General features: G+C 58.2%; 17 protein-coding genes. 5 read left to right on the forward strand and 12 right to left on the reverse strand.

Annotation, left to right across the window (positions count from 1 at the left end; translation table 11 throughout):
- Nucleotides 1-7 precede the first annotated feature (7 nt).
- The 11 genes from ACFPPD_RS03120 to leuC all read right to left on the reverse strand — a co-directional run bounded on the left by ACFPPD_RS03120 (nt 8) and on the right by leuC (nt 17,958).
- On the reverse strand, nt 8-997 hold the full coding sequence (locus tag ACFPPD_RS03120) for an ABC transporter permease (RefSeq protein WP_209743024.1): 990 nt from the start codon (nt 995-997) through the stop codon (nt 8-10).
- Nucleotides 990-2,006 (reverse strand): ABC transporter ATP-binding protein, encoded by a 1,017-nt coding sequence (locus ACFPPD_RS03125; RefSeq protein ID WP_209743662.1) that lies wholly within the window; start codon nt 2,004-2,006, stop codon nt 990-992. The genes ACFPPD_RS03120 and ACFPPD_RS03125 overlap by 8 nt, the downstream gene beginning before the upstream one ends.
- Nucleotides 2,007-2,059: 53 nt before the next feature.
- Complete coding sequence (locus ACFPPD_RS03130; RefSeq protein WP_209743026.1) at nt 2,060-2,875, reverse strand: GDSL-type esterase/lipase family protein; 816 nt, start codon at nt 2,873-2,875, stop codon at nt 2,060-2,062.
- Nucleotides 2,876-3,042: 167 nt separating this feature from the next.
- A complete protein-coding gene (locus ACFPPD_RS03135) occupies nt 3,043-4,842 on the reverse strand; it encodes an ABC transporter ATP-binding protein (RefSeq protein WP_209743028.1) in 1,800 nt (599 codons plus the stop codon).
- On the reverse strand, nt 4,839-6,635 hold the full coding sequence (locus ACFPPD_RS03140) for an ABC transporter ATP-binding protein (protein WP_209743030.1): 1,797 nt from the start codon (nt 6,633-6,635) through the stop codon (nt 4,839-4,841). Before ACFPPD_RS03140 ends, ACFPPD_RS03135 begins: the two co-directional genes overlap by 4 nt.
- Before the next feature lie 257 nt (nt 6,636-6,892).
- The gene (locus ACFPPD_RS03145) at nt 6,893-10,597 is read right to left on the reverse strand and encodes a dynamin family protein (protein WP_209743032.1); all 3,705 of its coding nucleotides are present in this window, start codon (nt 10,595-10,597) and stop codon (nt 6,893-6,895) included.
- The gene (gene nth, locus ACFPPD_RS03150) at nt 10,594-11,262 is read right to left on the reverse strand and encodes an endonuclease III (RefSeq protein ID WP_209743034.1); all 669 of its coding nucleotides are present in this window, start codon (nt 11,260-11,262) and stop codon (nt 10,594-10,596) included. Before nth ends, ACFPPD_RS03145 begins: the two co-directional genes overlap by 4 nt.
- 139 nt (nt 11,263-11,401) lie before the next feature.
- A complete protein-coding gene (locus tag ACFPPD_RS03155; RefSeq protein WP_209743037.1) occupies nt 11,402-14,128 on the reverse strand; it encodes an S-layer homology domain-containing protein in 2,727 nt (908 codons plus the stop codon).
- Nucleotides 14,129-14,196: 68 nt separating this feature from the next.
- Nucleotides 14,197-15,729, reverse strand: a complete 1,533-nt coding sequence (locus ACFPPD_RS03160) for an N-acetylmuramoyl-L-alanine amidase (protein ID WP_209743039.1) — start codon at nt 15,727-15,729, stop codon at nt 14,197-14,199.
- A gap of 186 nt (nt 15,730-15,915) precedes the next feature.
- Nucleotides 15,916-16,518, reverse strand: a complete 603-nt coding sequence (gene leuD, locus ACFPPD_RS03165; RefSeq protein WP_209743041.1) for a 3-isopropylmalate dehydratase small subunit — start codon at nt 16,516-16,518, stop codon at nt 15,916-15,918.
- 18 nt (nt 16,519-16,536) lie between these two features.
- On the reverse strand, nt 16,537-17,958 hold the full coding sequence (gene leuC / locus ACFPPD_RS03170; RefSeq protein WP_209743043.1) for a 3-isopropylmalate dehydratase large subunit: 1,422 nt from the start codon (nt 17,956-17,958) through the stop codon (nt 16,537-16,539).
- 127 nt (nt 17,959-18,085) lie between these two features.
- Here leuC and ACFPPD_RS03175 point away from each other — a divergent pair, with 127 nt between their 5' ends.
- From ACFPPD_RS03175 to ACFPPD_RS03190, 4 genes are all read left to right on the forward strand, one after another.
- On the forward strand, nt 18,086-18,988 hold the full coding sequence (locus ACFPPD_RS03175; protein ID WP_209743045.1) for a LysR family transcriptional regulator: 903 nt from the start codon (nt 18,086-18,088) through the stop codon (nt 18,986-18,988).
- 94 nt (nt 18,989-19,082) lie between these two features.
- Complete coding sequence (locus tag ACFPPD_RS03180; RefSeq protein WP_209743047.1) at nt 19,083-20,510, forward strand: spore germination protein; 1,428 nt, start codon at nt 19,083-19,085, stop codon at nt 20,508-20,510.
- A 4-nt stretch (nt 20,511-20,514) separates the two neighbouring features.
- Nucleotides 20,515-21,612, forward strand: a complete 1,098-nt coding sequence (locus ACFPPD_RS03185) for a GerAB/ArcD/ProY family transporter (RefSeq protein ID WP_209743049.1) — start codon at nt 20,515-20,517, stop codon at nt 21,610-21,612.
- On the forward strand, nt 21,609-22,724 hold the full coding sequence (locus tag ACFPPD_RS03190) for a Ger(x)C family spore germination protein (protein WP_209743051.1): 1,116 nt from the start codon (nt 21,609-21,611) through the stop codon (nt 22,722-22,724). The genes ACFPPD_RS03185 and ACFPPD_RS03190 overlap by 4 nt, the downstream gene beginning before the upstream one ends.
- A 30-nt stretch (nt 22,725-22,754) precedes the next feature.
- Here ACFPPD_RS03190 and ACFPPD_RS03195 read toward each other — a convergent pair whose 3' ends face one another.
- On the reverse strand, nt 22,755-23,555 hold the full coding sequence (locus tag ACFPPD_RS03195; protein ID WP_209743053.1) for a carbon-nitrogen family hydrolase: 801 nt from the start codon (nt 23,553-23,555) through the stop codon (nt 22,755-22,757).
- 210 nt (nt 23,556-23,765) lie between these two features.
- On the opposite strand from ACFPPD_RS03195, the gene ACFPPD_RS03200 reads away from it, so the two are divergent.
- Nucleotides 23,766-24,944, forward strand: a complete 1,179-nt coding sequence (locus ACFPPD_RS03200; RefSeq protein ID WP_209743055.1) for a pyridoxal phosphate-dependent aminotransferase — start codon at nt 23,766-23,768, stop codon at nt 24,942-24,944.
- The last annotated feature ends 112 nt before the right edge of the window (nt 24,945-25,056 follow it).

Genomic DNA, 25,056 nt, shown 5'->3' on the forward strand with positions numbered 1-25,056 from the left:
CGTTATTCTAATTCAAGATGTCTTGCTTCGTAAAGACGGTGAACGACACGATTAGCGCGACGACGCCCCAAATCGCGAGAACGGCTAGCGAAAATCCGAGCGTCATCCCTTCCACCGGGGGCGGCGTGCCGCGTAAATAGGACGATATTTCAAGATTGACGTTAAATAAATATTTCGCCGTCTTCCAAGACGAAGCCATGTTCGCGAGAATCGTTCCCGCGATGATCGTCGCCATCATCGTCACGAAGCTGGCAGCCGTGCTCCTTACGAGGACGCTTACCATAAGCGCGATGATCGCGACGACGATGGCCGAGAACCATACGAGACCCGACTGCATGAGCAGATAGACGCCCTGGCTGACCGCGTGAACGTTCGACGTGTCGACGTCCGAGCCCTGCACCTTAAACCCGACGAATACCGGCTCTCCCCAGCCCCGATACCCGAAAGCGAGACCCGAGATCAAGTAACTGAGAACGACAGTCGCGATAACGATCAGCGAGACGTACAACGTCAGGGTAGCCAACTTGGAAAATAAAATGCGCCATCGCCGCACCGGTCGCGTCAGCAGCATCTTGATCGTCCCCGTCGAGCGCTCCGACGAGACGAGATCCGACGCGACGGCGAGCACCATGAGCGGAATGAACAGCGACACCGCGTTGTCCATGAACGAACGGGTGAACGTGACCGCGTTCGGGGTTTGCGGATTGATATCGTGATCGAGATAATATTGCAATTGTTGGACGAGCGCTTTGCGCCACTTCTTCCACTCTTCGGGAATCCGTTCGCTGCTGAGCGCGTTCGTATTGTCGGTGATCCGGCTTTGCAGCTCGGCACGCCAATCGGTATCGTACTTCTTGGCCGTGTTCTGCGCGATCTTCATTTGCGCGTACACGAATACAGGAATAAGAACGAGCAGAATAAGGACGACGACGGCGAATCTTTTTTTCTTCCACACCTTCAACGTTTCGTTCTCGATCAACGCGAGCAAGTTACCCAATGCGCTCCCCCTCCGTCAGCTTCAGAAATAGTTCTTCCAGAGACGGCGCCACGCGTTGGACTGACCGAACGGCGATGCCCGCCGATACGAAGCGGTTCACCCAGCCGGGAACGGCCTCGTCATCCATGATCGTCACGATCGGCCGATGAAGAGTCGTCAGGATCGCCTCGTCGATACGGTGCCCGCCGTCCGGCACGACCGAGACCGTCCCCGAGACCGCGCCCGATACCGAGCCCTTGTCCGCGGCTTCTAGCATCGCCTTCGCTTCGTCGGGGTGGTCGACTTGCCACACGGTATACGTCCCCGCCTGCGAGACGAGCTCGTCCACGTCGCCCACCGCGATGACGGAACCTCTCGCGATGATGGCCACCCGATCGCACATCAATTGGATTTCGCTCAGCAAGTGGCTCGAGATGAACAAGCTCATGCCCCCGTCGGCCAGCATGCGGATGAACTCGCGCAGTTCTTTGATGCCGAGCGGATCGAGCCCGTTCGTGGGCTCGTCCAGAATGAGCAGCTTCGGCTTGCCGAGAAGGGCTTGCGCGATGCCCAGCCGCTGCCTCATGCCGAGCGAGTACGTTTTGACCTTGTCGTGGATGCGCTTGTCCATGCCGACGATATCGACGACTTCGGCGATCCGTTCGGCCGTTATGCCGCTCTGCATGCGAGCGAAATGCTCCAAGTTCTCCCACCCGGTCAAGAAGGCGTACATCTCCGGATTTTCCACGATGCATCCGACGTATGACAACGCCTTCTCCGGATGCTTGCCGACGTTCTCCCCGCAGACGAGCACTTCGCCCGCCGAAGGTTTGATCAAGTCGACGAGCATGCGGATCGTCGTCGTCTTCCCGGATCCGTTCGGCCCGAGGAAGCCGAATATTTCCCCCGCCCTCACATCGAACGATACGCCGTTGATGATCGGCTTGCGCCCGATCGACTTCCTCAGACCGCGCACCGACAAGACGATTTCTTTATCGTTCCGCTCCGGGGAAGAAGCTTCTTGCGCCATGGACGGGTTTCTGTCCTCCGTTACGATCGTCATTATCGCCACTCCTTTCTCTGTTATTGCAACGCCTGAACGATGCGGTCCGCGATGCGCGAATAGCCGAATTCATTCGGATGAAAGTGATCGGAAGACAAATATTTCTTCAAGTCGAATTCGAACAAGTCGTACGTCGGCACGACCGTCGCGTTGCCGTCCGCCTTCGCCAAGGCGAACGCGTAATCGTTCCATTGCGCGACGACGTCGCTCGCGCCCAACATTTGCGGCAAGTCGTAGAAAGCATTATAGAGCCCCACATAAGCGATCCGCGCGGTCGGGTTCAGCTCCCGGATTTTGCTCATGACCGTTTCGAGGCGAGGTCTTAACCCGGGTAATCGCTCAAGCAGCAGCTCCGGGGACAAATCCCCGCCCTCGGCGAGCGAGCCGCCGTCCTGCGCGACTTGGAACAAATCGTTCCCGCCGATCGTCAGAAGCACAATGTCCGCCTTGCTAATCGCGGTCGCGAAGCCTTTCTCCTCCAACCTATCCGCCATCTGGTCCGCACGCAGTCCGTTGATCGCGAGGTTGTTGACGAGATGAACGGGCTTGTCCATTTCCTTGGCCAGCCGTTCGACGACGCGGTCGACGTAACCTTCGCCCGTCGCGTCGCCCGTCCCTTTCGTCAGCGAATCGCCGAGGGCGGTGACGTACAGCTCTGTTTTGCCGCTCCAATCGCCTCCGGTCGCCTTCTCGGGCGCAGACGGTTCGGGTAGCGCGATACCGCTCTCCGGTAACCAAGAGTCCTTGAGCGCCCACCCGAACCCGGTCAGCATCAACAACAAACAGACGAGCGTCGTCCACCCGAGCGTCGGCCAAAGCCATTTGGATCTTCTCATGACCTGATTCCTCCCCCCATGCGCATTCGTCGGCGACGAATCCCTTCGCGCCGTTATTCCCTATTTCTTTCCACGATAACGGTTCCGGCGACATTTTACAAATCGGCGCATGAACGCAAACCGCCCCTCCGGCGAATGCCGAACGGGCGATTGTTGTAAAGTCCGAATTAGGCGGATAAGTACCGGTATTGCGCGTCAACTAAATTTCTGTAGTGACCGGGGCGCTTCATCAATTGCTCGTGGTTGCCCGTCTCGACGATCTCGCCGTGATCGAGCACGACGATCATGTCGGCGTGCCGAATCGTCGACAACCGGTGAGCGACGATAAACGACGTCCGTCCGTGAAGCAGCGTCGCCAGCGCGTCCTGGATGCGAAGCTCCGTCTCGGTGTCGATGCTGGCCGTCGCTTCATCGAGCACGAGAATGCGCGGATCCGCGAGTAGCGCGCGGGCAAAGCTGATGAGCTGGCGTTGGCCGACGGAAAGGGCGTTGCCCCGTTCCTCGACTTCCGTGTCGTAACCGCCCGGCAAGTCGACGATGAAATCGTGCGCCCTGACGGAACGCGCGGCGGCTTCGACTTCCGCGTCGCTCGCGTCCGGACGGCCGTAACGGATGTTGTCGCGGATCGTGCCGGAGAAGATGAACGTATCCTGCAGCACGATGCCGATCTGCGAGCGCAAGCCCGCGATCGACACGTCCCTGACGTCGATGCCGTCGAGCAGCACGCGACCTTCCGTCGCGTCGTAGAACCGGCAGATCAAGTTGACGATCGTGCTCTTGCCCGAACCGGTGTGGCCGACGAGAGCGACCGAAGTGCCCGCCTTGATGTCGAGATCGATCCCCTTCAGCGCTTGGCGGTCCGCTTCGTAGCCGAACGATACGCCGTCGAGGCGAACTTCCCCTTTCAACTGCGTCAGCGCGGTCGGCTTTTCCTTCTCCGGAACGGCCGGCTTCTCGTCGAAGAATTCGAAGATGCGCTCCGCGGAAGACATCGAGATGAGAAGCTGCGAATACATGTTGCCCAGACGCGTGATCGGCTCCCAGAAGCTGCCTACGTAAGTGATGAAGGCAAAGAGAACGCCGACCGTCATCGCCCCGCTCTGGATCAGGTGCGTGCCGTACAGGAGCAAGATGAGCGTGCCGACCGCCGAAGTGACTTCGATGACGGGACCGAACAATTGGTTCAGCGCCGACGCCCTATTCCACGAACGGATGTTGCTCGCGTTCATGCGGTCGAAGAATCCGATGTTTTCTTTCTCTTGCGCGAACGCTTGCGTTACCCGAATGCCTTGTATGCTCTCGTTCAAGTGCGCGTTGATGCGGGACTGCTTGATCCGAACGACCTGCCAAGCCATCCGGATTTTCTTCCGAAGCGACGTCGACACGAGGAACATGAGCGGTACCGTGATGATGATCGCGAGTCCCAAGCTCGGCTGCAGCACGAGCAGGATGACCGTAATGCCGATCAATTGCACGATGTCGATGGCGGAGTTGACGACGCCGTTCGTGAAGAGATCCTGCAAGGAATTGACGTCGTTCGTGACCCGGACGAGCACCGAGCCCGCCGGACGCTTGTCGAAGAAACGGAACGACAACGATTGAATGTGCTTGAACAAGGCCGCCCTCAGGTCGAAAATAACCTTCTGCCCAATGACGTTCGTTTGCTGGATCGTGTAGCGTTGCGCCCACCAGCGTGTGCCGTATAACACGAGCATCGCGACGACGATCCACGTCAGCATGCCGAAATCTCCGTTGCCGTCCTTCGGATGAATGGCCTTGTCGATCGCGACGCTCATGAAGTAAGGAATGGCCAGCCGCGACAGCATGCCGAACGCGAGCATGATGACGACGACTCGGGCGACGGCGGACTTGTAAGGGGCGACGAAGGAAAACAGCCTTCCGACTTGTTTCCAGTTGAACGGCTTCTCGATCAGTTCGTCGTCCTGATAGACGAATTGGCGACTCATCCCGTCACCCTCCTTTCTCCGCTCGCGGCGCTCGCTTCGATATCCAGCTCTTCCGGGCGGTCCGCGAACTGAATGCGGTAAGTTTCCCGGTACAAGCCGGGCTGACGAACGAGCTTTTCGTGCGTGCCGCGCTGTATCGTGCGACCCTTGTCGAGCACGACGATCTCGTCCGCGCGGCGCAGCGTCGAGATCCGGTGCGCGATGATGAACACGGTTCGGCCGGCCATCACTTTGCGGATCGAGGATTGAATTTCTTGTTCCGTCTCCATGTCAAGTGCGCTCGTCGCGTCGTCGAGAACGAGGATTTTCGGTTTCGCGAGCAGCGCGCGGGCAATGGCGATCCGTTGCTTCTGTCCGCCGGACAAGCCCATGCCTCGCTCCCCGACGACCGTCTCGTAACCGAGAGGAAGCTCGCGGATGAAGCCGTCCGCTTGCGCGAGGCGCGAAGCTTCATAGATATCCTCATCGGTCGCGTCCGGGAATCCGTAGCAGATGTTTTCCCGGATCGTCGTCGAGAACAGGAACGATTCTTGGAAGACGACGCCGATCTGGCGGCGCAGGCTTTCCAGCTCGATATGCCGGATGTCGATGCCGTCGAGCGTAATCGCGCCTTCGCCGACGTCGTATGCCCGAAGCAGCAAACCCACCGTCGACGTTTTGCCGGAACCCGTTCCGCCCAGCAGCCCGATGACGGAGCCCGCCGGAGCGTCGAGCTCGAAGCCGATCAGCGCGGACGGCAAGTCGTCGCGGTTCGCGTAACGGAAGCTGACGTCCTCGTACGAAATATGGCCTTTCACGGCGGCGGCGTCCAGGACGAGCGCGTTGTTCGCGTTCTTCACCGAAATCGGCTGATTCAGCAATTCCAGCAGCCTTTCGCCGGACGCTTTCGACTGCGTGTAGCCGTTAATTTGGAACCCGAGCGTCCAGAGCGGCGCGACGATCATGCCGAGCATCCCCGAAAGCGCAATCAAATCGCCGAGCGATAACGTGCCGTCGATGACCCGCCAGCCTCCGACGAGGAGCAATGCCGCCACGCTGAGGTTGGCGACGAATTCCATCATCGGGAAGTACTTCGCCCAGACGCCCGCCAGTTCCACGTGGTTGTCGCGATAATCGACGTTCTCTTTCACGAATCTATCGATCTCGAACGGCTCTCTCGCGAACGACTTGACCGTGCGTACGCCCGTTACGTTCTCTTGGACCCTTACCGTCAGCCGGCCGACCGCGGAACGGATCGAACGGAATACCGGGTGGATGTTCTGCTCGAAGCGGATCGCCACGAAGCCGAGCACCGGCAGCATCGCGAACGTCAGCAACGTCAGCTTCCAATCGATCGCGAACATCATGGCGAAGCCGAAGACGAGCAGCAATCCCGTGTTCAGCAGCTGCGCGAAGCCGAACCCGATGAATTGACGGATGCCTTCGATGTCCGCCGTGAGACGGGACATGAGATCTCCCGTTCTTGCCTTGTCGTAGTAAGAAAATGATAATTTCTGGAGTTTCCCGTAACAGCCGTTTCTCAGCCTGTAGGCGAGCCTGTTGCCAAGCCTTCCTCCGCTGAAGCCGTGCAAGTACTGGAAGCAAGCTTTCAGGAAAATAACGCCGACCGCCGTAAACGACAGTCCGAGCACGCCCGAAAATTCGCCGGGTAAAATGACGTCGTCGATGAGCGACTTGAGCAGAAGCGGATACACGAGCCCTAACGCCGTCGCGATCGCGAGCCCTCCGACAGAGCCCCAAAGAAATCCTTTGTCTTGCCAGTAATAACTTTTCAATGCTTTGAAAATTTGCAAGAACGGCTCTCCCCTCTCCTCTTTCTCCGGCAGTGTAGCGCAATCGCGATGGAGCTTCAACAGCGGTATGCGTTGGTATTCGTCCTTCGCGCGGGAACTTCGCCGTTCAGCGACCCCATGCACCCGTATTCTCGTAAATCGTCGCGAATCGTACCGAATATCCCTTTGTTCAGCCGTTAAACCAAGGAAAAGATAGCCAACGCAAGAAAAAGCCTCCTCCCGTCGCCTTAACGAAGGGAGAAAGCCGATTTCGTTGTTTATTGGATAATGTTCCGCCAACGTTCCCGCAAATTCGACAACATTGTTTCTTCGCCCGGACGTAGCAGCGATTCGCTGACACTGAGCGCGAACGCCGATAGTTGGTCGGACCATGCGGCCGCCGATCTTTCGACCGCTTGGCGAAGCGCGTTTCCTGCCTCCGAGTTCCACTGTTCCCGAAGGGCATCCAACTGTTCGTCGAGCACGCCGAACAGCTTCCCGTTCAGTTCCTCGCGAAGACCCGTCGCCCCTTCCTTCTCGAAGAAATGCTTCGGCGAGCGGAACGCCGCCCACAGTTGCTTCGCCTCCAGCGCGGGACCGCGGGAGAACGGCTCCGGCAGCGGAAGCTCCAGCGCCGCCCGTTCGGCCGATTCCGGCTGGAAGCCTTCCTTCGCCATGCTCGCCAAGCCCGGCAACGCTTCGAGCGCTTGGACGGCGAGATGGTGCGTCGTGCCTTCCAGGCGCAAACCTGCCGCCCTCAGCTCCTGCAGCAGGTCTTCCCCAAGCGATCGTTTCAAGTCGTCCCCGCAGGCCTGAAGCAGCTTCTTCAGGTCCCTTCCGTCGTCCTGTAGCACGGACGGATGGAAGGCCAGCTGGAAATGTTCCTTGAACCGGAATTTGAGCCTCTGACGCAAATGATAGAGCTGTTCGCCGATCTCTTGCTCGAGAGGCTGCGCGGCGGCCGGAGGCACAGCCTTGGCGCCGTCCGTGCGCCATTGCTCCGCTTGCGCGGCAAGTTTGAGGGCTTTCGCCTCTCTCGTCGCCGCGTCCTCGTTCGCGGACTGCAGCCAGCCTTCCAGCAGCTTGTCGACGCGCTCCAGCTCCTTGTTCGCCGAAGCGAGCGCCAAGCCGCCGAGCTCCTCCTCGGAAAACGACTTGAATGCCGCCTCGAAAGGCGCGATGCCGGAAGCGGCCAACCGATCCGCGCTGCGCGCCAGCTTCGCCTCTAAGCCGTCGCGGCTGGATACGGCGAACAGCCGCGGCTTGCGGATGCCGTGCTTGAGCAACTGGCCGGAGACGTGCTCTCTCACGTCGTTGAGTTCGGCTTCGGAAGTCGCCAAGTCGGCCGCGTTGATGACGAAGAACATCTTGTCGAGCTCGAACACGTCCTTGACGCTGCCGAGCTGGTTGAGGAATTCGCGGTCTGCCTCGGTAAAGGCATGGTTGTAATACGTCACGAACAAGACGGCGTCCGCGTTCTTGATATATTGGAACGCGACGCCGGTATGGCGCGCGTTGATCGAATCCGCTCCGGGCGTATCGACGAGCACGGCGCCGCTTCTCGTCAGCGGCGAATCGACGTGCAGGTCGATGTCCGAGACGAAGCACGAAGCTTTCTCTTCCGCCGCGAACCGCCGATAGTCCTCGCGCCCGACGACGAGCTTCTCGCCTAGCTTCGGTCCGTAAGCCTCCCAGCCTTCCTCCGCCGCGTTCAGGAAGGCGAGATGCGGCCTGCCTCTCGGATGGAGGTCGCCGGCGGAGACGGCGTTCTTCAACGACAGCAGCGTCTTCACGTCGTCGCCAGCCGCTTCGAGCTTTTCCTTGCCGATGCCGATCCGCTTCAGCGAGTGGCGTATGTCGTCCGCGAACGCTTCCGGCGTCTTCATCGAGACGAGCGCCGTCCCGTCGGGACGATCGGCCGTAGGCGCGACGATCCGGTTGATCGTCGCCGTCGTCGGATTCGGCGACACCGGCAGCGCCGGCTTGCCGACGAGCGCGTTCGCGAACGACGACTTGCCGGCGCTGAAGGCGCCGAACAACGCGATCGTGAAGCTGCGGTTGCGGAACCGCTCCGCCTTCGCCTTCAAGCCGTCCGCGATCGAACGCAGCGCCGGAATGCCCGACAGCAGCTCCGCCGCTTGCGACAGCCTCTCCGCGGCTCCGGCCGGCGATCCGGGCGACTCGCTCGGCATCGCCGTTTCCTCGCCGGCGTCGCCGTTCGCTTGAGGCGCTGCGCCTTCGTGCCGCGCGACGGCGGACGCCGCCGCTTCCGCCGTCGCGAGAGCCTCCGCCGTCACCTCGCCGACTGACGGCATGGCCACGCGGTTAGCGTCGTTCGCCTCGCCGGGAAGCAGCGCGAGCAAGCGGCTCTCTTCGCCGCGCTCCTCCGCTTCGAGCTTCTCCAGCTCATCCGCGGCGCGGTCCCGCTCCGAGAGCTTCGCGAGTTCGCCGCGCAGATTCCCGGCGATTTCCTTCCGCTGCGCCTCGTCGCCCTTCGCCGCTTCTTCCGCCCACGAGACGGCGGCTTTGCGGTACATCGCCTTCAGCTCGGCGCTGATCTCCGCAGAATAATTCAGCGTCGCTTGCCCGTCGGCGCCCGCGCCGGGTTTCACGAGCGACTTCAGCCAGTCCGGCGCGACGGGGCGGAACAAGGCGTCCAGCGACGCTTCCATCCGTTCTCCCGACATCGCGGAGCCCCCTTCGGCCGCCGCTTTCCTCAGCAGCTCCTTCGCGTGGCCGGTGACGTTCGCTTCGACTTGCCGGTTGAAGTCGGCGGCGAGCCTCTCCAGGCGCGTCGCGCGTTCCGCTTCCGTCTTCGCCGCGCCCGCGAGCCAACCGACCTTAAAGCCCGGTTGCATCGCGACGAGCGCTTCCCTTGCTTTCTCCCGCGTCTCCGCCGGCGTCAGATTCGCGCTGCCGAGCAGCTTATCCAGCTCCGTTCGCAGCCGGTTACGCCGCATATCCTCGGCGTCATCCGCCTCCGACAGCTCGCGTTCCAATTCCGCGCGAAGAGCTGCTCGGGCTTCCGGTTCCCCGTCGTCTCCGAGCGCCTCCAGCCACTTGTCCCTCTCTTCTGCATGCCGTTCGTGCAGCGTTTCCCGGAATTGCTCGGCCAAGTGTCTCGCCGAACGGTCCGCGCTCGCGAGCATGAGCGGCGCGGCCAGCGGCTGAAGATCCTTCATGAGGCGCAGTAACGAAGACCATTGGGACAGCGGATGATCCGGCTCCCTGAGCGATAGGAATAACGTGCCCGCGGGGGCGATATCCCAGTTGGCTAGCGCCTGATTCAAGCTTTCGCGGAACGCCGCGAACGGCAGCTGCTCTTCCCGGTGCTTATCGATCATGTTCACGATCAGGTACGTCGGCTTGCCCCAACGCGCCATGCTGCGCATAAACCGGAAGTTCACTTCCGATTGCACGTGGTTGTAGTCCGTCACGAAGAAGACGACGTCCGCCAAGTGAAGCGCGGACTCCGTCGCGGCGCGATGCGCGCCGTCCGTCGAATCGACGCCCGGCGTATCGACGATCGCCATCCGGTCTCCGAGCAGCGGTATCGGAAACGACACCCGGATCGACGTGACGCCCTCTCCGTCCGCGGCGTACCGGTGCAAATCCTCTACCGCGATGTGCCGGGCATCTCGCACGTTGCCGTCCGCGTCCCTGAATACCGTCTGCGCGGACGGCTCGCCGTTAAATACCGTCACGACGTTCGCGCTCGTCGGGATCGGGGAAGACGGCAGCAATTGCGCGCCGCATATCGCGTTAACGAGCGTAGACTTGCCGGCGGAGAAATGCCCGCAAAACGCGACCGTCAGCTTACCGCCCGCGAGCTTCGCGGACAGCTCGGCGAATTTGTCCGCCTGAACGGCGTCTCCCTGTTCCTTCGCCCGTTCGGACATGGCGTTCAAACCGGATATAGAGGAAATAAGCTCATCGGATAATGGCGCTATCGCTTCGGGAGCAAGATAGTCGGTATGGCTCACTTGGTGACGCTCCTTTTCTTCAATCCCGCCTTCAGGCGGGATTTGCCTTCCTTGCAGTGCTCGAGCACCGGACAGACGTCGCAACGCGGATTTTGCGCCTTGCAATGATACCGTCCGAAGAAGATCAGCCGATGATGCGTGATCGTCCATTCGTCCCGAGGCACTTTCTTCATCAGCTTCTTCTCCACCTCGAGCACCGAATCGTCGGGCTTGCAGACGCCGAACCGCTTCGATACTCTTTCTACGTGCGTATCGACCGCGATCGCGGGCACGTCGAAAGCGTTGGAGACGACCACGTTAGCCGTCTTTCGGCCGACGCCTGGCAATTCGGTCAGCTCTTCGTGCTTGCGGGGAATTTCCCCGCCGTGCTTGTCGATGACGAGCCTGCACAATTTCTGGATATTCGACGCCTTGTTGCGGAACAAACCGATTCTGCGAATATCGTTCTCGAGCTCTTCCAAAGGCACGTTCAAGTAATCTTGCGGTTCCCGGTATTTCTCGAATAACGTCGCCGTCACTTTGTTGACGGTCTCGTCCGTGCACTGCGCGGATAGCAGGACGGCTATCGTCAGCTCGAACGGATTGCGGTGGTTCAACTCGCATCTCGCGTCCGGGAACATCCCGGCGATCTGATCGAGCACTAGCCTTAACGTTGCGGCGTTCATTATGGTCTCCTTCGTTAACCCTTACTCTTTCTACAAGTTTACCGGAAGATCGAAGAGGCGGCAATAAGGGCGGTTAACGGGAAAAAGGCAGCCGGGCGACGTTCCGCCCGGCTGCCTCTCTTCTATCGCATGATATTCGTTACTTCGCCACTTCGACGATTTTGCCGCGAAGCAGGTAGAGCGAGATCGCGTCTTCCCTCTTGATATCGGCCATCGTCAGCACGGTCGTGCCTAGATGGATATAAGCTTGCGGATGAAGCGTGAACGCGTAATCCGGATCCGTCAGCTCGTGCAGCACGTTCAGCGTCCGGGACGAGCTCTCGTAATACCAGAATTGCTTGCGAAGCGCGGTTACGATCTGGATGACGACGCGGTCGTTCTCGTCCTTGCGGATTTCGACGCGGTCGTCCGGAGACACGGCGGCTAGCGAGCTTTGCACGACGTTGTTCTTCAAGACGAGCGGCGTCGCGCCGACCGATTTCGTGACCGTCGCGCCGGAAGGAAGCGCCAGGTCGATCGTCGCGCCCGCCGTATTCACCGAAGCGACGCGGCCGTAAGCGACCGTCACGGCTTTCACCTTGATCGGCGCGCTGCCGGAGAACGTCACGTTAAGCAGGTTCGCCGAATTCAGGCCGGCAAGCGTCGTCGCCGCGCCGTTCTCGTCCTGCAGCGTCGCGCCGGAACCGATCGTCCATTCTTCGACGGTGCCGTCGGCCTTCTTCGCCCGAAGCTTGCCCGTCGTCGCGTCCGCGGACACGTATTCGAATTGGGCGTTCTTCTGCACGAGCACCGACGACGCTTGATCCTGCATGCCGTTCAGCAGGACGGTAACGATATCGCCCGCTTTGACGTCCGCGATCGTCTCTCCGCTTACGCCGTAAATATCGACGATCGGAGCGCCGTACGAGATCGTGATCGAGCTCCCGTTGTCGAGGGTCAGCTTAAGCGTCTTCGCGGTCGCATTGTTCTCGGTAACCGTACCGGCGTACTTCGCGATGATCGAGACGTACACCGCGTTCGTGCCGCTGATGCCGACGTTGATTTTCTTGCCTTTGGAAGACAGGTACGGCAACGCTTGATCGACCGTCAGCTTCGTGCCGTTCAAGTCGAACCTCGTCGTCGCGGTGACGTCCAAATTGTACTTTTTGCCGGCGGCGTCATAGACGATGAGCGTCTTGGCATCGGCGACGTAACTCGAGATCGAAGCGCCGTTCAACGGTTGAACGGAACGTCCGGTTACCGCGATTATGGACACTTTGCCCGCGTCGTTGAATGTCAACGTCACGGCGTCGTCCTTGTTCAGATCGTCCAACGTCGCGTCGGCGTAGCCGTCGATTTTGACGACGGCGTTGTCGGTCAAGTATTCCGCGTTCAGCTTGCCCGCGATCGTATACTGAATCGTCTTCGTCGTCTTGTCGAGCGACGAGAACAGACCGGACTTCGTCGCGAATTGCGACTTCACGATAACGACGCTCGCGATCGAACCGGTCTTCACGTCGTAAGTGATCGTATCGCCCGCTTTCAAATCTTCCGGAGCGACGTTGATGCCGTCCTTCTTGATCGTCGCGTTGGCGCTAAGCGTGTAGCTTTCGGTCGTCGTGGACGCGTCGTCTTTCACTTGAAGCGCGCGGCTAACCGCGTCCCACGAGACGACGGTGCCCGTACCCGTCTTGTTCGCGACAGATTGCTTGACGGTGATCGACAGAATCTTCCGGTCCGCCGGTGCCCTGAACGCGTCCACGACTACTTTCACGGGAACGTTCGCCGGCAGCGCGTCCAGCGCGATCGCTTGGCCGGCCGCATCGGCGACGGTCGGTTTGTTGGCCGGATCGTAGAAATAGTACACGGAATCTTCGCCCTCGAGCAAAGTAATGCGATTCAATGTAGGTGATACTCGCGTTAGCGTGCCTTCGTGCGTGACGACTTTCGGCGTGTCGTTCGTTTGCTCGACGTAGCCGACACTGTCGTCCGCAGCCGTAATGACGGTCACCTCTCCATAAAGCTTCAACGCCGATACGGACGAAGGCTTGTCGGTATCGTAACGGTACAGCGGCGTCGAAGCGTTGATCGCGAAATCTTTGGACGTGCCGTTCTGGAACAGCAGCGTCAGCTTGTCGGGCGAAGCGGACATGAGCGTGCCCGTCACTTGACCGGAATAAGCGACGGCAAGCTTCGCTTCCGCGCGGCTGAACAGCGTGGAAGCGGTCGCGCGAGTGAGCGCGGCGGCAGGGTCGAATTTCGTGACGGTCGCGCCGGCCGCGTTCACCGAAGACACGCCGTTGATCAGGCCGGCGGCGACGCCGACGTTCACGTAGCCTTTCAGAAGAGCGTCGATCGAAGAATCGTCGACGAAGGAAGTCGCTTGGGAAGCGGCTGCTTTCGCTTCCGCGTCTTTGCCGATCGAACGGACGAGCAAGCGGGTGAACCATTCGCGGGTCGCCGCGCTTTTGCCCCACTCCTTGCCTTTCTCTTTGGTCGCGAGCGCGATTTCTTCATCCCGGTTCAAGAGACCTTTTTGCAACGCTAGCTGTATGTATGGCTTGTAGTCGTCTTTCACGACGAGCGCGCTCGGCAGCACGATAACGTCCGTTTTCTTGACCTCGTCCTCGATGCCCATGAACCGAATGGCTATAATAATGGCTTCTTGCCTGCTGACGGCATTGTTCGGATTGAATTGTCCGGTCGTGCTGCCTTTCAATATGCCTTGCAAAGCCAGCTTCGTAATATGCTTCTCCGCCCAATGGCCGACGACGACGTCCTTGAACGGCGAAGCCGCGTTCGCGTAAGGCGCCGCGAAGCCGAGACCCGAAGCGACGATCGTGGCGGCCAATGCTCCCGCCGCCCATTTCGATGCGCGATTGTTCATTCTGAGTGATCCCCTCTCCCTTATACAAGCATACCGGCCCCATAAGGAGCCGGATCGCTAGTCCATGATCAATAAAGTTTCAATTGCATTTTGATGCCTTGGGCGATCGCCGCCGCGACCCGATTCTGGAACTCGTCGTTCCACATCTGCGGCTCGTCGATCTTGCTCGACAGATAACCCACTTCGAGCAGGATGGCCGGCATCTTCGTTTCCCGCGTCACCGCGAGACTCTTCTGGCGCACGCCGTTGTCCTTCAGCCCCGTGGCCGGAGCGAATACGGAATGCATCAATTCGGCGAAAGCGCGGCTCTCGTCGCGGGTGTAATACGTTTCGGTTCCGTTCGTCGCGGCGGTGTAGCTATTGGCGTGAACGGAGACGAACAAATCCGCTTGATTGGAATTCGCCAGGTTATAACGGTCCGCGAGCGTCGGATACGTATCTCCCGTGCGTGTCATGACGATGTTGATCCGCTCGTCGGCCGCCAGTATCGACTGAACTTTTAGTGCAAGGGACAAGTTGAATTCTTTTTCCGTTCTCTTGCTTAAACTGGTAGCGCCGGGGTCTTTGCCTCCGTGTCCCGCGTCGAGAACGACGGTAAACTTGGATTTGTCCGGCGTCGGCTGCTTCAAGTTCACGCGAAGCTCGCCGGCCGATGGATCGTTGACGAGCTCGTAGTCCCACGTTTGCTTCAGATCCAGGACGAGGCGAGGCGCCATGAGCTTGTCCCCGAACAAGGAGTAACGGACGGCGGTCAGAGCGAGATGGTCCGCTACGTCGATCTTGCCTTGGAACCCTCCCGCGAAATCGACCGCAGGAGCGAAGTCGCCCGCGTATTGCACGTTCGGGAAATCGAACACGAGGCGCTTCGGATTGTCCAACGTCGTTACCGTAGGCGCGATTAGACCGTCGTAGTTCAAGATGATGACGTCCGGCTCGTATCTAACGGAATGAAGATTGCCGGTAATGACGGGCGGCGAGGCAGGGTCATCGCCACCGGCTTCTTCCGAAGGGTCGACGACGCCGATCAGGCCGCCGTCGGGAGGTTCGGTATCGGATCCGGCGGTTTCCCCGTTTCCGTTGTTGCCCGTGTTTCCGGTGTTGCCGGTATTGCCGTTGTTCCCGGCGTTGCCCGGGTTCTCGGCCGTGCCGCCGTTCGTATATATGAATGCCGTTTTGGCTACGTTATCCCAATAAACGTCGAATCCGAACGACTGCGTCAGGAATCGGAGAGGAATAAACGTGTAAGTAATGGAGTTTTGCGTATAAAGCTTAGGGGCGACGTCCATCTGCAGGGGCGCGTTATCGAGATAGGCGGTTTTCTTGTCGACCGTCATGATCAACGTCTGGGTGCCGCTCGTTACCGTTACCTGTTTTTTCTTATTGTCGTAGTCCACCTTGTAGCCGAGATTCTCGATCGCGACCCGGGCCGGAATCAATATCGATTGCCCTTCGAAGGTCGGCGGCATCGGCGGAAGCAAGGCTTTGCCGTCCAAGACGAGCTGGGGTACCAATTTCGTTTCCGCCTTCGCGGCGTTGGCGATTCCAGCGCTCAGGAGCAGCATGCCGGCGGTGACGAACAACAAGACGATCCACTTTCTCATGCTTCACCTCGATGTCGGATGGGATATGCGAACGTTGACGGATGATGTAGGAATGCGTCGGTTTGTCCACGAATCATTAGACGTCCGCCCGGATGAAAAGTTGCGTAAAAGAGGAAAAAAAGACCCTTTGCCCCGGAATCTGCCGAATCGGGGACAAAAGGTCTTTTTGGTTTAGCGATTTTGCGATTAAGCGTTGGCGGCCGCGGCGCGTTTCGCTTCGTATGCGCTAATGGAAGCTTCGTGTTTCAAAGTCAGGCCGATATCGTCGAGACCTTGAAGCAGGAACTGGCGGCGGTGCTCGTCGAGCTCGAACGGAATGTTCAAGCCGTCTTCGCTCGTAATGACTTTGTTCTCGAGATCGACGTTCAGCTTGTAGCCTTCTTGCGCTTCGGTGCGCTTGAACAGGTCGTCGACTTGTTCTTCGCTCAGCTTGATCGGCAGAATGCCGTTCTTGAAGCAGTTGTTGTAGAAAATGTCCGCGAACGACGGCGCGATGATGCAACGGAAGCCGTAGTCCATGATCGCCCACGGCGCATGCTCGCGGGACGAGCCGCAGCCGAAGTTGGCGCGGGAAATCAAGACGGAAGCGCCTTGGTAACGCGGCTTGTTCAAGTTGAACTCGGGAATGACGTTACCTTGTTCGTCCCATCTCCATTCGAAGAACAGGAACTGGCCGAAGCCGCTTCTCTCGATTCTTTTGAGGAATTGCTTAGGAATGATAGCGTCGGTATCTACGTTAACCCGGTCGACCGGGGCGACTAATCCGTTAAGCGTCGTAAATGCTTGCATATTGGTTGATCCTCCCTGTTACGCCGTCACTTCGGCTTTGAAATCCCACGTGCGAACGTCGACGAAACGGCCTTGGACCGCCGCCGCCGCAGCCATCTCCGGCGACACCAGATGCGTGCGTCCGCCGCGGCCTTGACGGCCTTCGAAGTTCCGGTTGGACGTCGACGCGCAACGTTGGCCCGGCTTCAGGACGTCGGGGTTCATCGCGAGGCACATGCTGCAGCCCGCTTCGCGCCATTCGAAGCCCGCTTCGACGAAAATTTTGTCCAAGCCTTCTTTTTCCGCTTGAAGCTTGACGCGGCCGGAGCCCGGCACGACGATCGCCGTCACTTTGGAGCTGACTTTGTGGCCGCGGGCCACGGAAGCGGCCGCTCTCAAGTCTTCGATCCGGCCGTTCGTGCAAGAGCCGATAAAGACGTAATCGATCTCGATATCGGTCATCGGCGTGCCCGGTTTCAGAGCCATGTATTCCAGGGCGCTCATCGCCGCTTTGCGTTCGTTCTCCGTAGGAAGCTCTTCCGGTACCGGAACGGCGGAAGTGATGCCCGTGCCCATGCCAGGGCTCGTGCCCCAAGTGACTTGCGGGATCAAGGAGTCGACGTCGAAGTCGAGAACCGCGTCGTACGTGGCGCCTTCGTCCGATACGAGCGCTTTCCATTGCGCCACGGCAGCTTCGAAAGCGGTGCCTTGCGGCGCGTATTCGCGACCGCGCAAGTATTCGAACGTCGTTTCGTCCGGAGCGATGAGGCCGGCGCGCGCGCCCGCTTCGATCGACATGTTGCACACGGTCATGCGCTCTTCCATCGTCAGGGAGCGGATCGCTTCGCCCGTGTACTCCATAACGTAGCCCGTACCGAAGTCCGTGCCGTATTGGGCGATCAGGCCGAGGATCATGTCCTTCGCCGTAATGCCCGGTTGGCGTTTGCCGTTGAAGCGGATGACCATCGTTTTGGCTTTCGATTGCTGCAAGCATTGCGTCGCGAGAACGTGCTCGACTTCGCTCGTGCCGATACCGAACGCCAGAGCGCCGAACGCGCCATGCGTGGACGTGTGGCTATCGCCGCAAACGATCGTTTTGCCCGGATGGGTCAAGCCGAGCTCCGGCCCCATCACGTGAACGACGCCTTGGTCGATCGTGTTCAGGTCATACAGCTTCACGCCGAACTCTTGGCAGTTCGTCGTCAACGTGTCGACTTGTTGCTTGGAGATCGGATCGGAGATGTTGAAGCGGTCTTTCGTCGGGACGTTGTGGTCCATCGTCGCGAAAGTCAGTTCCGGACGGCGCACTTTGCGGCCGGACAGTCGCAAGCCCTCGAACGCTTGCGGGGAAGTAACCTCGTGGACGAGGTGCAAGTCGATGTACAGAATGCTAGGTTTGCCTTGCTCGGATACGATTTCGTGGTTGTTCCAAATTTTCTCGAACATTGTCAATTTACTCATGTCTCGGTTCACCTCGATAAGGTCATCTCTAACTTGTTCCTATCATAACATTTCATCTTTCATTGTTCCAAGATATAATATCTATAAGGTTAATAGTTCCAGTCTATGAAGAGGATGTGCCCGACGCATGGAAATCCGCCAACTCATTTACGCGATACAGATCGCGGCCGAAAGGAACTTCTCCCGCGCCGCGGAGAAGCTCCACATCGCCCAACCGTCTCTGAGCCAGCAACTGTCCAAGCTCGAGAAGGAACTCGGCGTGCTCTTATTCAAGAGAAGCACGAATTCCGTCGAGCTGACTTACGCGGGTTCCGTGTTCGTGGACAAGGCGCAGCAGATCGTCGACATGGCGGACCAATTGCGCCGGGAGATGGAAGACATCGCGGACATGCGCAAGGGGCGTCTCGTCGTCGGCAGCTTGCCGATGACCGGCGCCCATATTTTGCCGCACGTCCTCCCCGCTTTCAGGGAAGCGTATCCGGACATCGAGATCGTGCTGATCGAAGAATCGACAAGGAAGCTGGAGCAACTGACGGCGAGCGGCGGCACGGACGTCAGCCTGCTGACGCTTCCGCTGATCGAACCGTCGCTGGCATACATGCCGCTGATGGACGAGGAAGTGTGCCTGGCGGTGCCTTCCGAACATCCGCTGTCAGCGGAACGCGGCATGGCCGACATCGCCGTGGAGCGACTGCGCGACGAGCCGTTCATCCTGCTGAAAAAAGGACAAGGCTTCCGCGCCATCGCGCACGACATCTGCCGAACCGCGGGCTTCGACCCCCGCGTCGTCTTCGAGAGCGGCAACATCGAGACGGTGCAATCGCTCGTCGCAGCGGGCATGGGCATCGCCTTCCTCCCCAAGATGATGACGCGCAACGATTGGCAAGGCCCCGCTCCGACCTACTTGACGCTCGAAGGCCGTCCGACGCGGACGCTCGTCATCGCCCACCGCAAGGGCCGTTACTTATCCAACGCGGCGGAAGCGTTCATCGAGACGTTCCGGAATACGCTGTTGCATATTAGCAAGTAATCGGATGGCAATTCGACTTTTCCATTTAGTGCGCATATTATGACGTGCTCCGTGTCAGCCTAGAGTTATTCGCCGAGCGAGAACGGAGGACGTCATGGCGCATCGAACAACCGCCCCCGATCGACTTCAAAGCAAGCTTAAGCATCTCTCCGAGCTTCTTCATCGTTCGGAAGATTTCACGCACCGGGAATTCACGGTTTCCGGCAGCGCTTGCAGTCTGGTATACATACAATCGTTAGTCGATAAGGAGAAAATCGAGCGCCTGATTTTAAGGCCTCTTCTGAACGAACATCCGCCGCTCGCCGAAATCATGGAGCGCATTCCCCTTCTCGGTATCAAAACGGTTGCCGTTCCGGAAGAAATCGTTCGAGAGCTGCTTCAAGGAAGCTGCGTTATGTTGATCGAACAGCAAGAGCGCGCTTATAGCTTCCAAGTGAAAGCTAGCCAAACGAGATCGGTAGCCGAGCCTTCGAACGAAGTCGTCATCCGGGGCTCGCACGAAGGCTTCGTCGAAGATCTGGATACGAACATGCTTCTCATTCGCGAACGGCATCAGAACGAAAGACTGGTGTTGCGCCAATTTTTCGTCGGCAAAACCCGTAAGCAAGTTCTTTTGCTCCATATCGAGGGCAGCGCCGAGCCCGAAGCGGTGAACGCCGTTACGCGCAAAATCGAGGGCATTGACCAAAATCGCATTCATTCTCACGGTGACCTCTTGAGCGAAATCGAAGGAGATTCGTTTTCCGTTTTCCCTCTCGCGATGAAAACCGAAAGGCCTGACCGGGTTAACTTCTACTTGAAACAAGGACGTTGCGTCGTTCTCGTCGACGGAAGCCCTTCGGCCATCGTCGTTCCCGTCAATTTCTTCGCCTTTTTCCAATCTCCGGACGATTACAACACGCGCTGGTGGTACGGCAGCCTGTACTTCGGTCTGCGTCTGTTCGGATTTATCTTCTCGATGATTCTTCCCGGCTTATACATATCGGTGATTCAATATCATTTCGAAATATTGCCCGAGGATCTGATCTTTTCATTGCAGTCTTCTATCGAGCTTATTCCGTACGGAGGCGTCGCCGAAGCCTTGTTTATGGTACTCATCCTCGAATTGCTGCGGGAAGCAAGCATCAGGCTGCCGACTCGAATCGCCCAAACGATCGGCATCGTCGGAGGTTTGGTCATCGGAACCGAAGTCGTCAACGCGCATCTCGTATCGACGACGATGATCGTCATTATCGCGCTTACCGCGATCGCATCCTATACGGCGACCAGTTACGAGATCCAAAACACTTCCCGCCTATTGACGCTTTTGTTTACGCTAAGCGCAGAGTTGTACGGGTTGCCCGGCATGATGACTGTATTGACGATCGCGCTGTTGCACTTGTGCAGGCTGCAGACGTTCGGCATGCCCTATTTATTTCCCCTTTCGCCTTCCGGCAACGAAGGATTCGTCCGAACGTTCATCATCCAGAACAGACTATTCCAATCGGTAGCGGAACGAATTCGCCAGACATTCGGGAGGTAACGCCATGCAGCATCCGCTTGCCGCCAAAATCACCCCGGTACAGGCCGCGTTTTTCCTCTTCCAGACGCAAATCGGAATCGGCGTTTTGACAATGCCTTACGATATAAACAGGCATGCGGGTACTTCCGGCTGGATTCCGATCTTGCTTGCGGGATTGCTTTCCTGCGCCTTTATCCTGATTGCCGCCAGATTGCTGGAACGATTTCCGGATTACGATCTCTTCCATCTTCCGTCCGGTAAAATCAAACGATGGACCGTCAAGCTGATGTCCGCCCTATTCGCGTTGCATAGCGGCTTTCGCACGATCATCGGCATCGTGATCAGCACGAATATCGTCATTCAGTGGATATACCCCGACGCCGAATTTTGGTGGATCGCCGCGATAGACGGAGTCGCGTTGTTCTTGATGGCCGGAGCTCCGCTATTGCCCCTTGCCCGCTTAAGCGTGCTCATGAGCCCTGAAATCCCCATTCTTCTTTGCTTAACCTTGCTGAATTTGTCTCCTTTGGATTATCGCTATTTATTACCAATCGATCCCTCATGCCAATCCGTTCTCCGGGCCTTGTTCTATTCCCAATTGTCTTTTGCGGGTATCGAGCTTCTCGTCGTTATCTCGCCCGCGATTGCCGGCGGTCCTAAATCAGCCGTCAAGCCTCTCGTCGGATTTACGTTATTTCTGACGGCCATTTACATTATAGCCTTCCTTACCTGCCTGATGTTCTTCAACACCGATGGGCTGGACGATATTCCCGAGCCCGTTTTGTATTTTTACCGGGGGATCAAACTGATCTTGATGGAAAGAATCGATTTTGTTTTCCTCGCCGTCTGGCTGATTAAATCGTACATGATCAACGCGAATTACACGTTCTCGACCTTGCTCTGCCTGAGAAAGCTTTGGCCGAACCTGAATCCGTCTTACTCGCTGCTCTCGGTTGCCTCGATCCTGATCTTATTCTCGTTGTATTGGGGGGATGATCGCGAAAAAATCGAATCGCTCGCCATTTGGGGAGGATGGGAATACGCAAGCATGCTCGGCGTCTTGTTGCTAGTCATGGTTCCGCTCGCTCTTTCATATCAAGCAAGGAGGCCAATGTCCCCGTGAAACGGTGCCGCTTTGTCCTGATTCTCCTCGTCGCGTTGTCAGCGCCGGCATGCACTTCCTCGTCGCTCAAAAATTTGCGGATCGTCTCCTTCGCCTCCTTCGATCGGATCGACAAGTCGCAACTTAAAGGTACGATAGCGATCCGGAGCCTCTACGGGGCTACGGAAAACAAGACGGAAACGAACGAATTTTACGATTCGCAAGGAAGTTCGATAGGAGAAATTTTTCAGAAAGTCGAGCAGCAGGTACCGGATCACCTTGGATTCGCCAAGCTTAACGTGCTTGTATTCGGCGACCGGACGGTCAAGCAGGTCAAGCTGGAGGACCTTCTCGAATTCGCGTATCGCGTAGCCAAAAATCCGTCCGCCTCGAAAGTCGTCATCGCCCGCGGAAACGCGACCGATTTTTATCGCGTGGCTACGCTTAGCGGAAATATGGCGGGAAGATCATTGCTTCATACGGTCCAAAGCGCCGAAAAATCGCTCGTTATTCCAAAGACGAACATCAACAACCTGTTTCCGCTCCTCCACGACGAAGGGCACGATTTGACGTTACCCTACATGGAATGGAACGCCGAAGAAAAAAAAGCGCGTATCCTTGGAACCGCGCTGTTTCACGCCAATATGTTTACCGGCCGGTTCGTGCCCGAACATCAAGCGCCGCTGTTGATGATGATGTTGAAGCAGCATTCGAAACGGTTTTATTTTACGCGCAATCTTTTCATCTCCGGCAAAATCGATTCCGTTACAGTGAACGTTCGTAAATACACGACCAGGAAGCGGTTAACCGTAGGCTCCGACGGCACGCTCAAAGTGTCCGTACGAATGAAGATGGAGGGGTCGATAGTTGCCTACAGCTCCAATAACATAAAGAATCCGACTCAATTCAAAGATTCGGTCGAACGGAAAATGACCGAGGCGCTGACCGAGGATTGCAAAGAGATCGTTAATCTTCTTCGCACTTCGAATTGCGATGCTCTCGGAATCGGACGCGATCTCATGGCCTTCCACCCGGCGTTATGGAAAAAGCTAAAGGCGCGCCCCGTTATGCAGCAAGTCGATATCACCCCCTCCGTTCAATTCCGCATCATGTCCGAAGGAATAAAAAAATGAACCGGCGCGAATGCCCGGTTCATCGATCGATTACAAATCGTATAGCGCCGGCTTACGGTCCGCGAAGACCGGGATGCGGCCGCGCACTTCTTCGACGAGCGACAGGTCGATGTCCGCGACGAGGATCGTCTCCTCCTCCGGAGCTTCGGCGATCACTTCTCCCCATGGGTCGATAACCATGGAGTGTCCGAAAAAGCTGGCGCCGCCGCTCTCCCCGACCGTGTTGATGGAGACGACGTACATTTGATTCTCGATCGCGCGCGCCTGTAACAGCGTACGCCAGTGGTGTAATCTCGGATGCGGCCATTCCGCGGGCACGAACACGATTCTCGCGCCTCCGAGCGCCAGGGAACGGGCAAGCTCCGGGAACCGGATGTCGTAGCAGATCATCGTGCCCGCCGGCACTCCGTCCAGCTCGAAGCGGCCCGTCTCGGCGCCCGCTTCCAAGTGAAGGTGCTCGTTCATAAGCTGGAACAAATGGATTTTGCTATATTCGGCAACGACCTTGCCCGAGCGGTCGAACACGTGCACCGTGTTCGTGACCGCGGAACCCCGAAGCTGCGCGATCGAGCCTGCTAGCACGTTGATCCCGTGCTTTCCGCAGAAGGCGGAAATCGTCGCTTTCGTCCGATCGCCGTCCGGATCGGCTAGCTTCTGAATATCGGTCAGCGCGTATCCCGTATTCCACATTTCCGGAAGAGCGATCAAGTCCGGCTTCGGCACGAGCGCCGCCGCTTCTTCCAGCTTTGCTTCCATCGCTGCGAAATTCGCTTCCGGATCTCCGGCGATAATATTCATTTGAACCAACGCGAGACGCAGCGGCGTTGTCATGTCGTATCACTCCTACGATTACATACCTATTTATTCTCCATCCTACTGCATCGTCCCCTCGTCGGCAACAGTCGAAGTTAGCACTCGCGAATCTCCGACTTCCCCGACCGGAAATGTTGCGCGAAGCCGCCGTCAATCGTTGCCCTCGCCGCCGCGTTATGCTACATTCATCCTATCCTATTTCAGCCATACGGAGAGTGACCGATTCGCATGTCCATACAGATAACTCCCGCCCAGCGGTTGCAAGTATTACCGGAACAATTTTTCGCGGCGCTCGTCGCTAAAGCGAACGCGCGCGCAGCGACCGGCCGCGACGTTATCAACCTCGGCCAAGGCAATCCCGATCTGCCGACGCCGTCCAACGTCGTGGATAGCCTGAAAGCTGCCGCAGACAAGCCGCAATACCACAAATATCCGCCGTTCAGGGGCTTCCCCTTTCTTAAGGAAGCCGTCGCCAAGAGATATAAGGAAGATTACGGCGTCGACCTCGATCCCGCGACGGAAGTGGCCGTCTTGTTCGGCGGAAAGGCCGGACTAATCGAGATCAGCCAATGCTTGTTGAATCCGGGCGACGTCTGCCTCGTACCCGATCCCGGCTATCCCGACTATTGGTCCGGCGTCGCTCTCGCGGGAGCGGAGATGTCGTTCATGCCGCTGCGAGCCGAGAACGCGTTCCTTCCCGATTACGAGGCATTGCCGGCCGAAGCGGTCGACAAGGCGAAGCTGATGTTCCTCAACTACCCGAACAATCCGACGTCGGCCATCGCGACGCCCGCTTTCTACGAAGAAACGGTCGCGTTCGCCCGCCGGAACCATATCGTCGTCGCCAGCGATTTCGCGTACGGCGCGATCGGCTTCGACGGGAAGCGCCCGGTCAGTTTCCTCGAGACGCCGGGAGCGAAGGAAGTCGGCGTCGAATTCTACACGCTGTCCAAGACGTACAACATGGCCGGCTGGCGCGTCGGGTTCGCGATCGGCAACGCGCAGATCGTCGAGATGATCAACCTTATTCAGGATCACATGTATTGCAGCCTGTTCGGCGGCATTCAAGAGGCGGCCGCGGAAGCGTTGTCCGGTTCCCAGCAGTCCGTTCGAGATCTGGTCGCGACTTATGAAAGCCGTAGAAACGCGCTCTACGGAGCGCTGGAGGAAATCGGCTGGAAAGCCGACAAGCCTGCCGGCTCCTTCTTCTGTTGGCTCCCGGTACCCGAAGGTTATACGTCGATGTCGTTCGCTAACCTCCTTCTCGAAGAAGCGGACGTCGTCGTCGCCCCGGGGACGGGCTTCGGCGCGAACGGCGAAGGATACGTTCGTCTCGGCCTGCTCACGACCGAAGATCGGCTTCGCGAAGTCGCGGCCAGAATCGGCCGTCTTAACCTGTTCAAGTAAACGCGGAATCGTGAGCGGGTGCCTGCAAAAGTGTTCGGGATATCGCCTACGAAAACACTATACCGACATCTTGTGAAATACTACTGTCAAAATGAACGTTATCGTTGAAGAA

This window comes from Cohnella suwonensis, from assembly GCF_042655365.1.
GTDB classification, from domain to species: domain Bacteria; phylum Bacillota; class Bacilli; order Paenibacillales; family Paenibacillaceae; genus Cohnella; species Cohnella suwonensis.

Excerpts from the sequence above, each read along its gene's own strand:
- ACFPPD_RS03180 (WP_209743047.1), top strand. The coding sequence starts at position 19,083 with ATGGCGCATCGAACAACCGCCCCCGATCGACTTCAAAGCAAGCTTAAG.
- ACFPPD_RS03200 (WP_209743055.1), top strand. The coding sequence starts at position 23,766 with ATGTCCATACAGATAACTCCCGCCCAGCGGTTGCAAGTATTACCGGAA.
- ACFPPD_RS03130 (WP_209743026.1), bottom strand. The coding sequence starts at position 2,875 with ATGAGAAGATCCAAATGGCTTTGGCCGACGCTCGGGTGGACGACGCTC.
- ACFPPD_RS03155 (WP_209743037.1), bottom strand. The coding sequence starts at position 14,128 with ATGAACAATCGCGCATCGAAATGGGCGGCGGGAGCATTGGCCGCCACG.
- ACFPPD_RS03125 (WP_209743662.1), bottom strand. The coding sequence starts at position 2,006 with ATGGCGCAAGAAGCTTCTTCCCCGGAGCGGAACGATAAAGAAATCGTC.
- ACFPPD_RS03185 (WP_209743049.1), top strand. The coding sequence starts at position 20,515 with ATGCAGCATCCGCTTGCCGCCAAAATCACCCCGGTACAGGCCGCGTTT.
- ACFPPD_RS03135 (WP_209743028.1), bottom strand. The coding sequence starts at position 4,842 with ATGAGTCGCCAATTCGTCTATCAGGACGACGAACTGATCGAGAAGCCG.
- leuC (WP_209743043.1), bottom strand. The coding sequence starts at position 17,958 with ATGAGTAAATTGACAATGTTCGAGAAAATTTGGAACAACCACGAAATC.
- leuD (WP_209743041.1), bottom strand. The coding sequence starts at position 16,518 with ATGCAAGCATTTACGACGCTTAACGGATTAGTCGCCCCGGTCGACCGG.
- ACFPPD_RS03195 (WP_209743053.1), bottom strand. The coding sequence starts at position 23,555 with ATGACAACGCCGCTGCGTCTCGCGTTGGTTCAAATGAATATTATCGCC.
- nth (WP_209743034.1), bottom strand. The coding sequence starts at position 11,262 with ATGAACGCCGCAACGTTAAGGCTAGTGCTCGATCAGATCGCCGGGATG.
- ACFPPD_RS03160 (WP_209743039.1), bottom strand. The coding sequence starts at position 15,729 with ATGAGAAAGTGGATCGTCTTGTTGTTCGTCACCGCCGGCATGCTGCTC.
- ACFPPD_RS03175 (WP_209743045.1), top strand. The coding sequence starts at position 18,086 with ATGGAAATCCGCCAACTCATTTACGCGATACAGATCGCGGCCGAAAGG.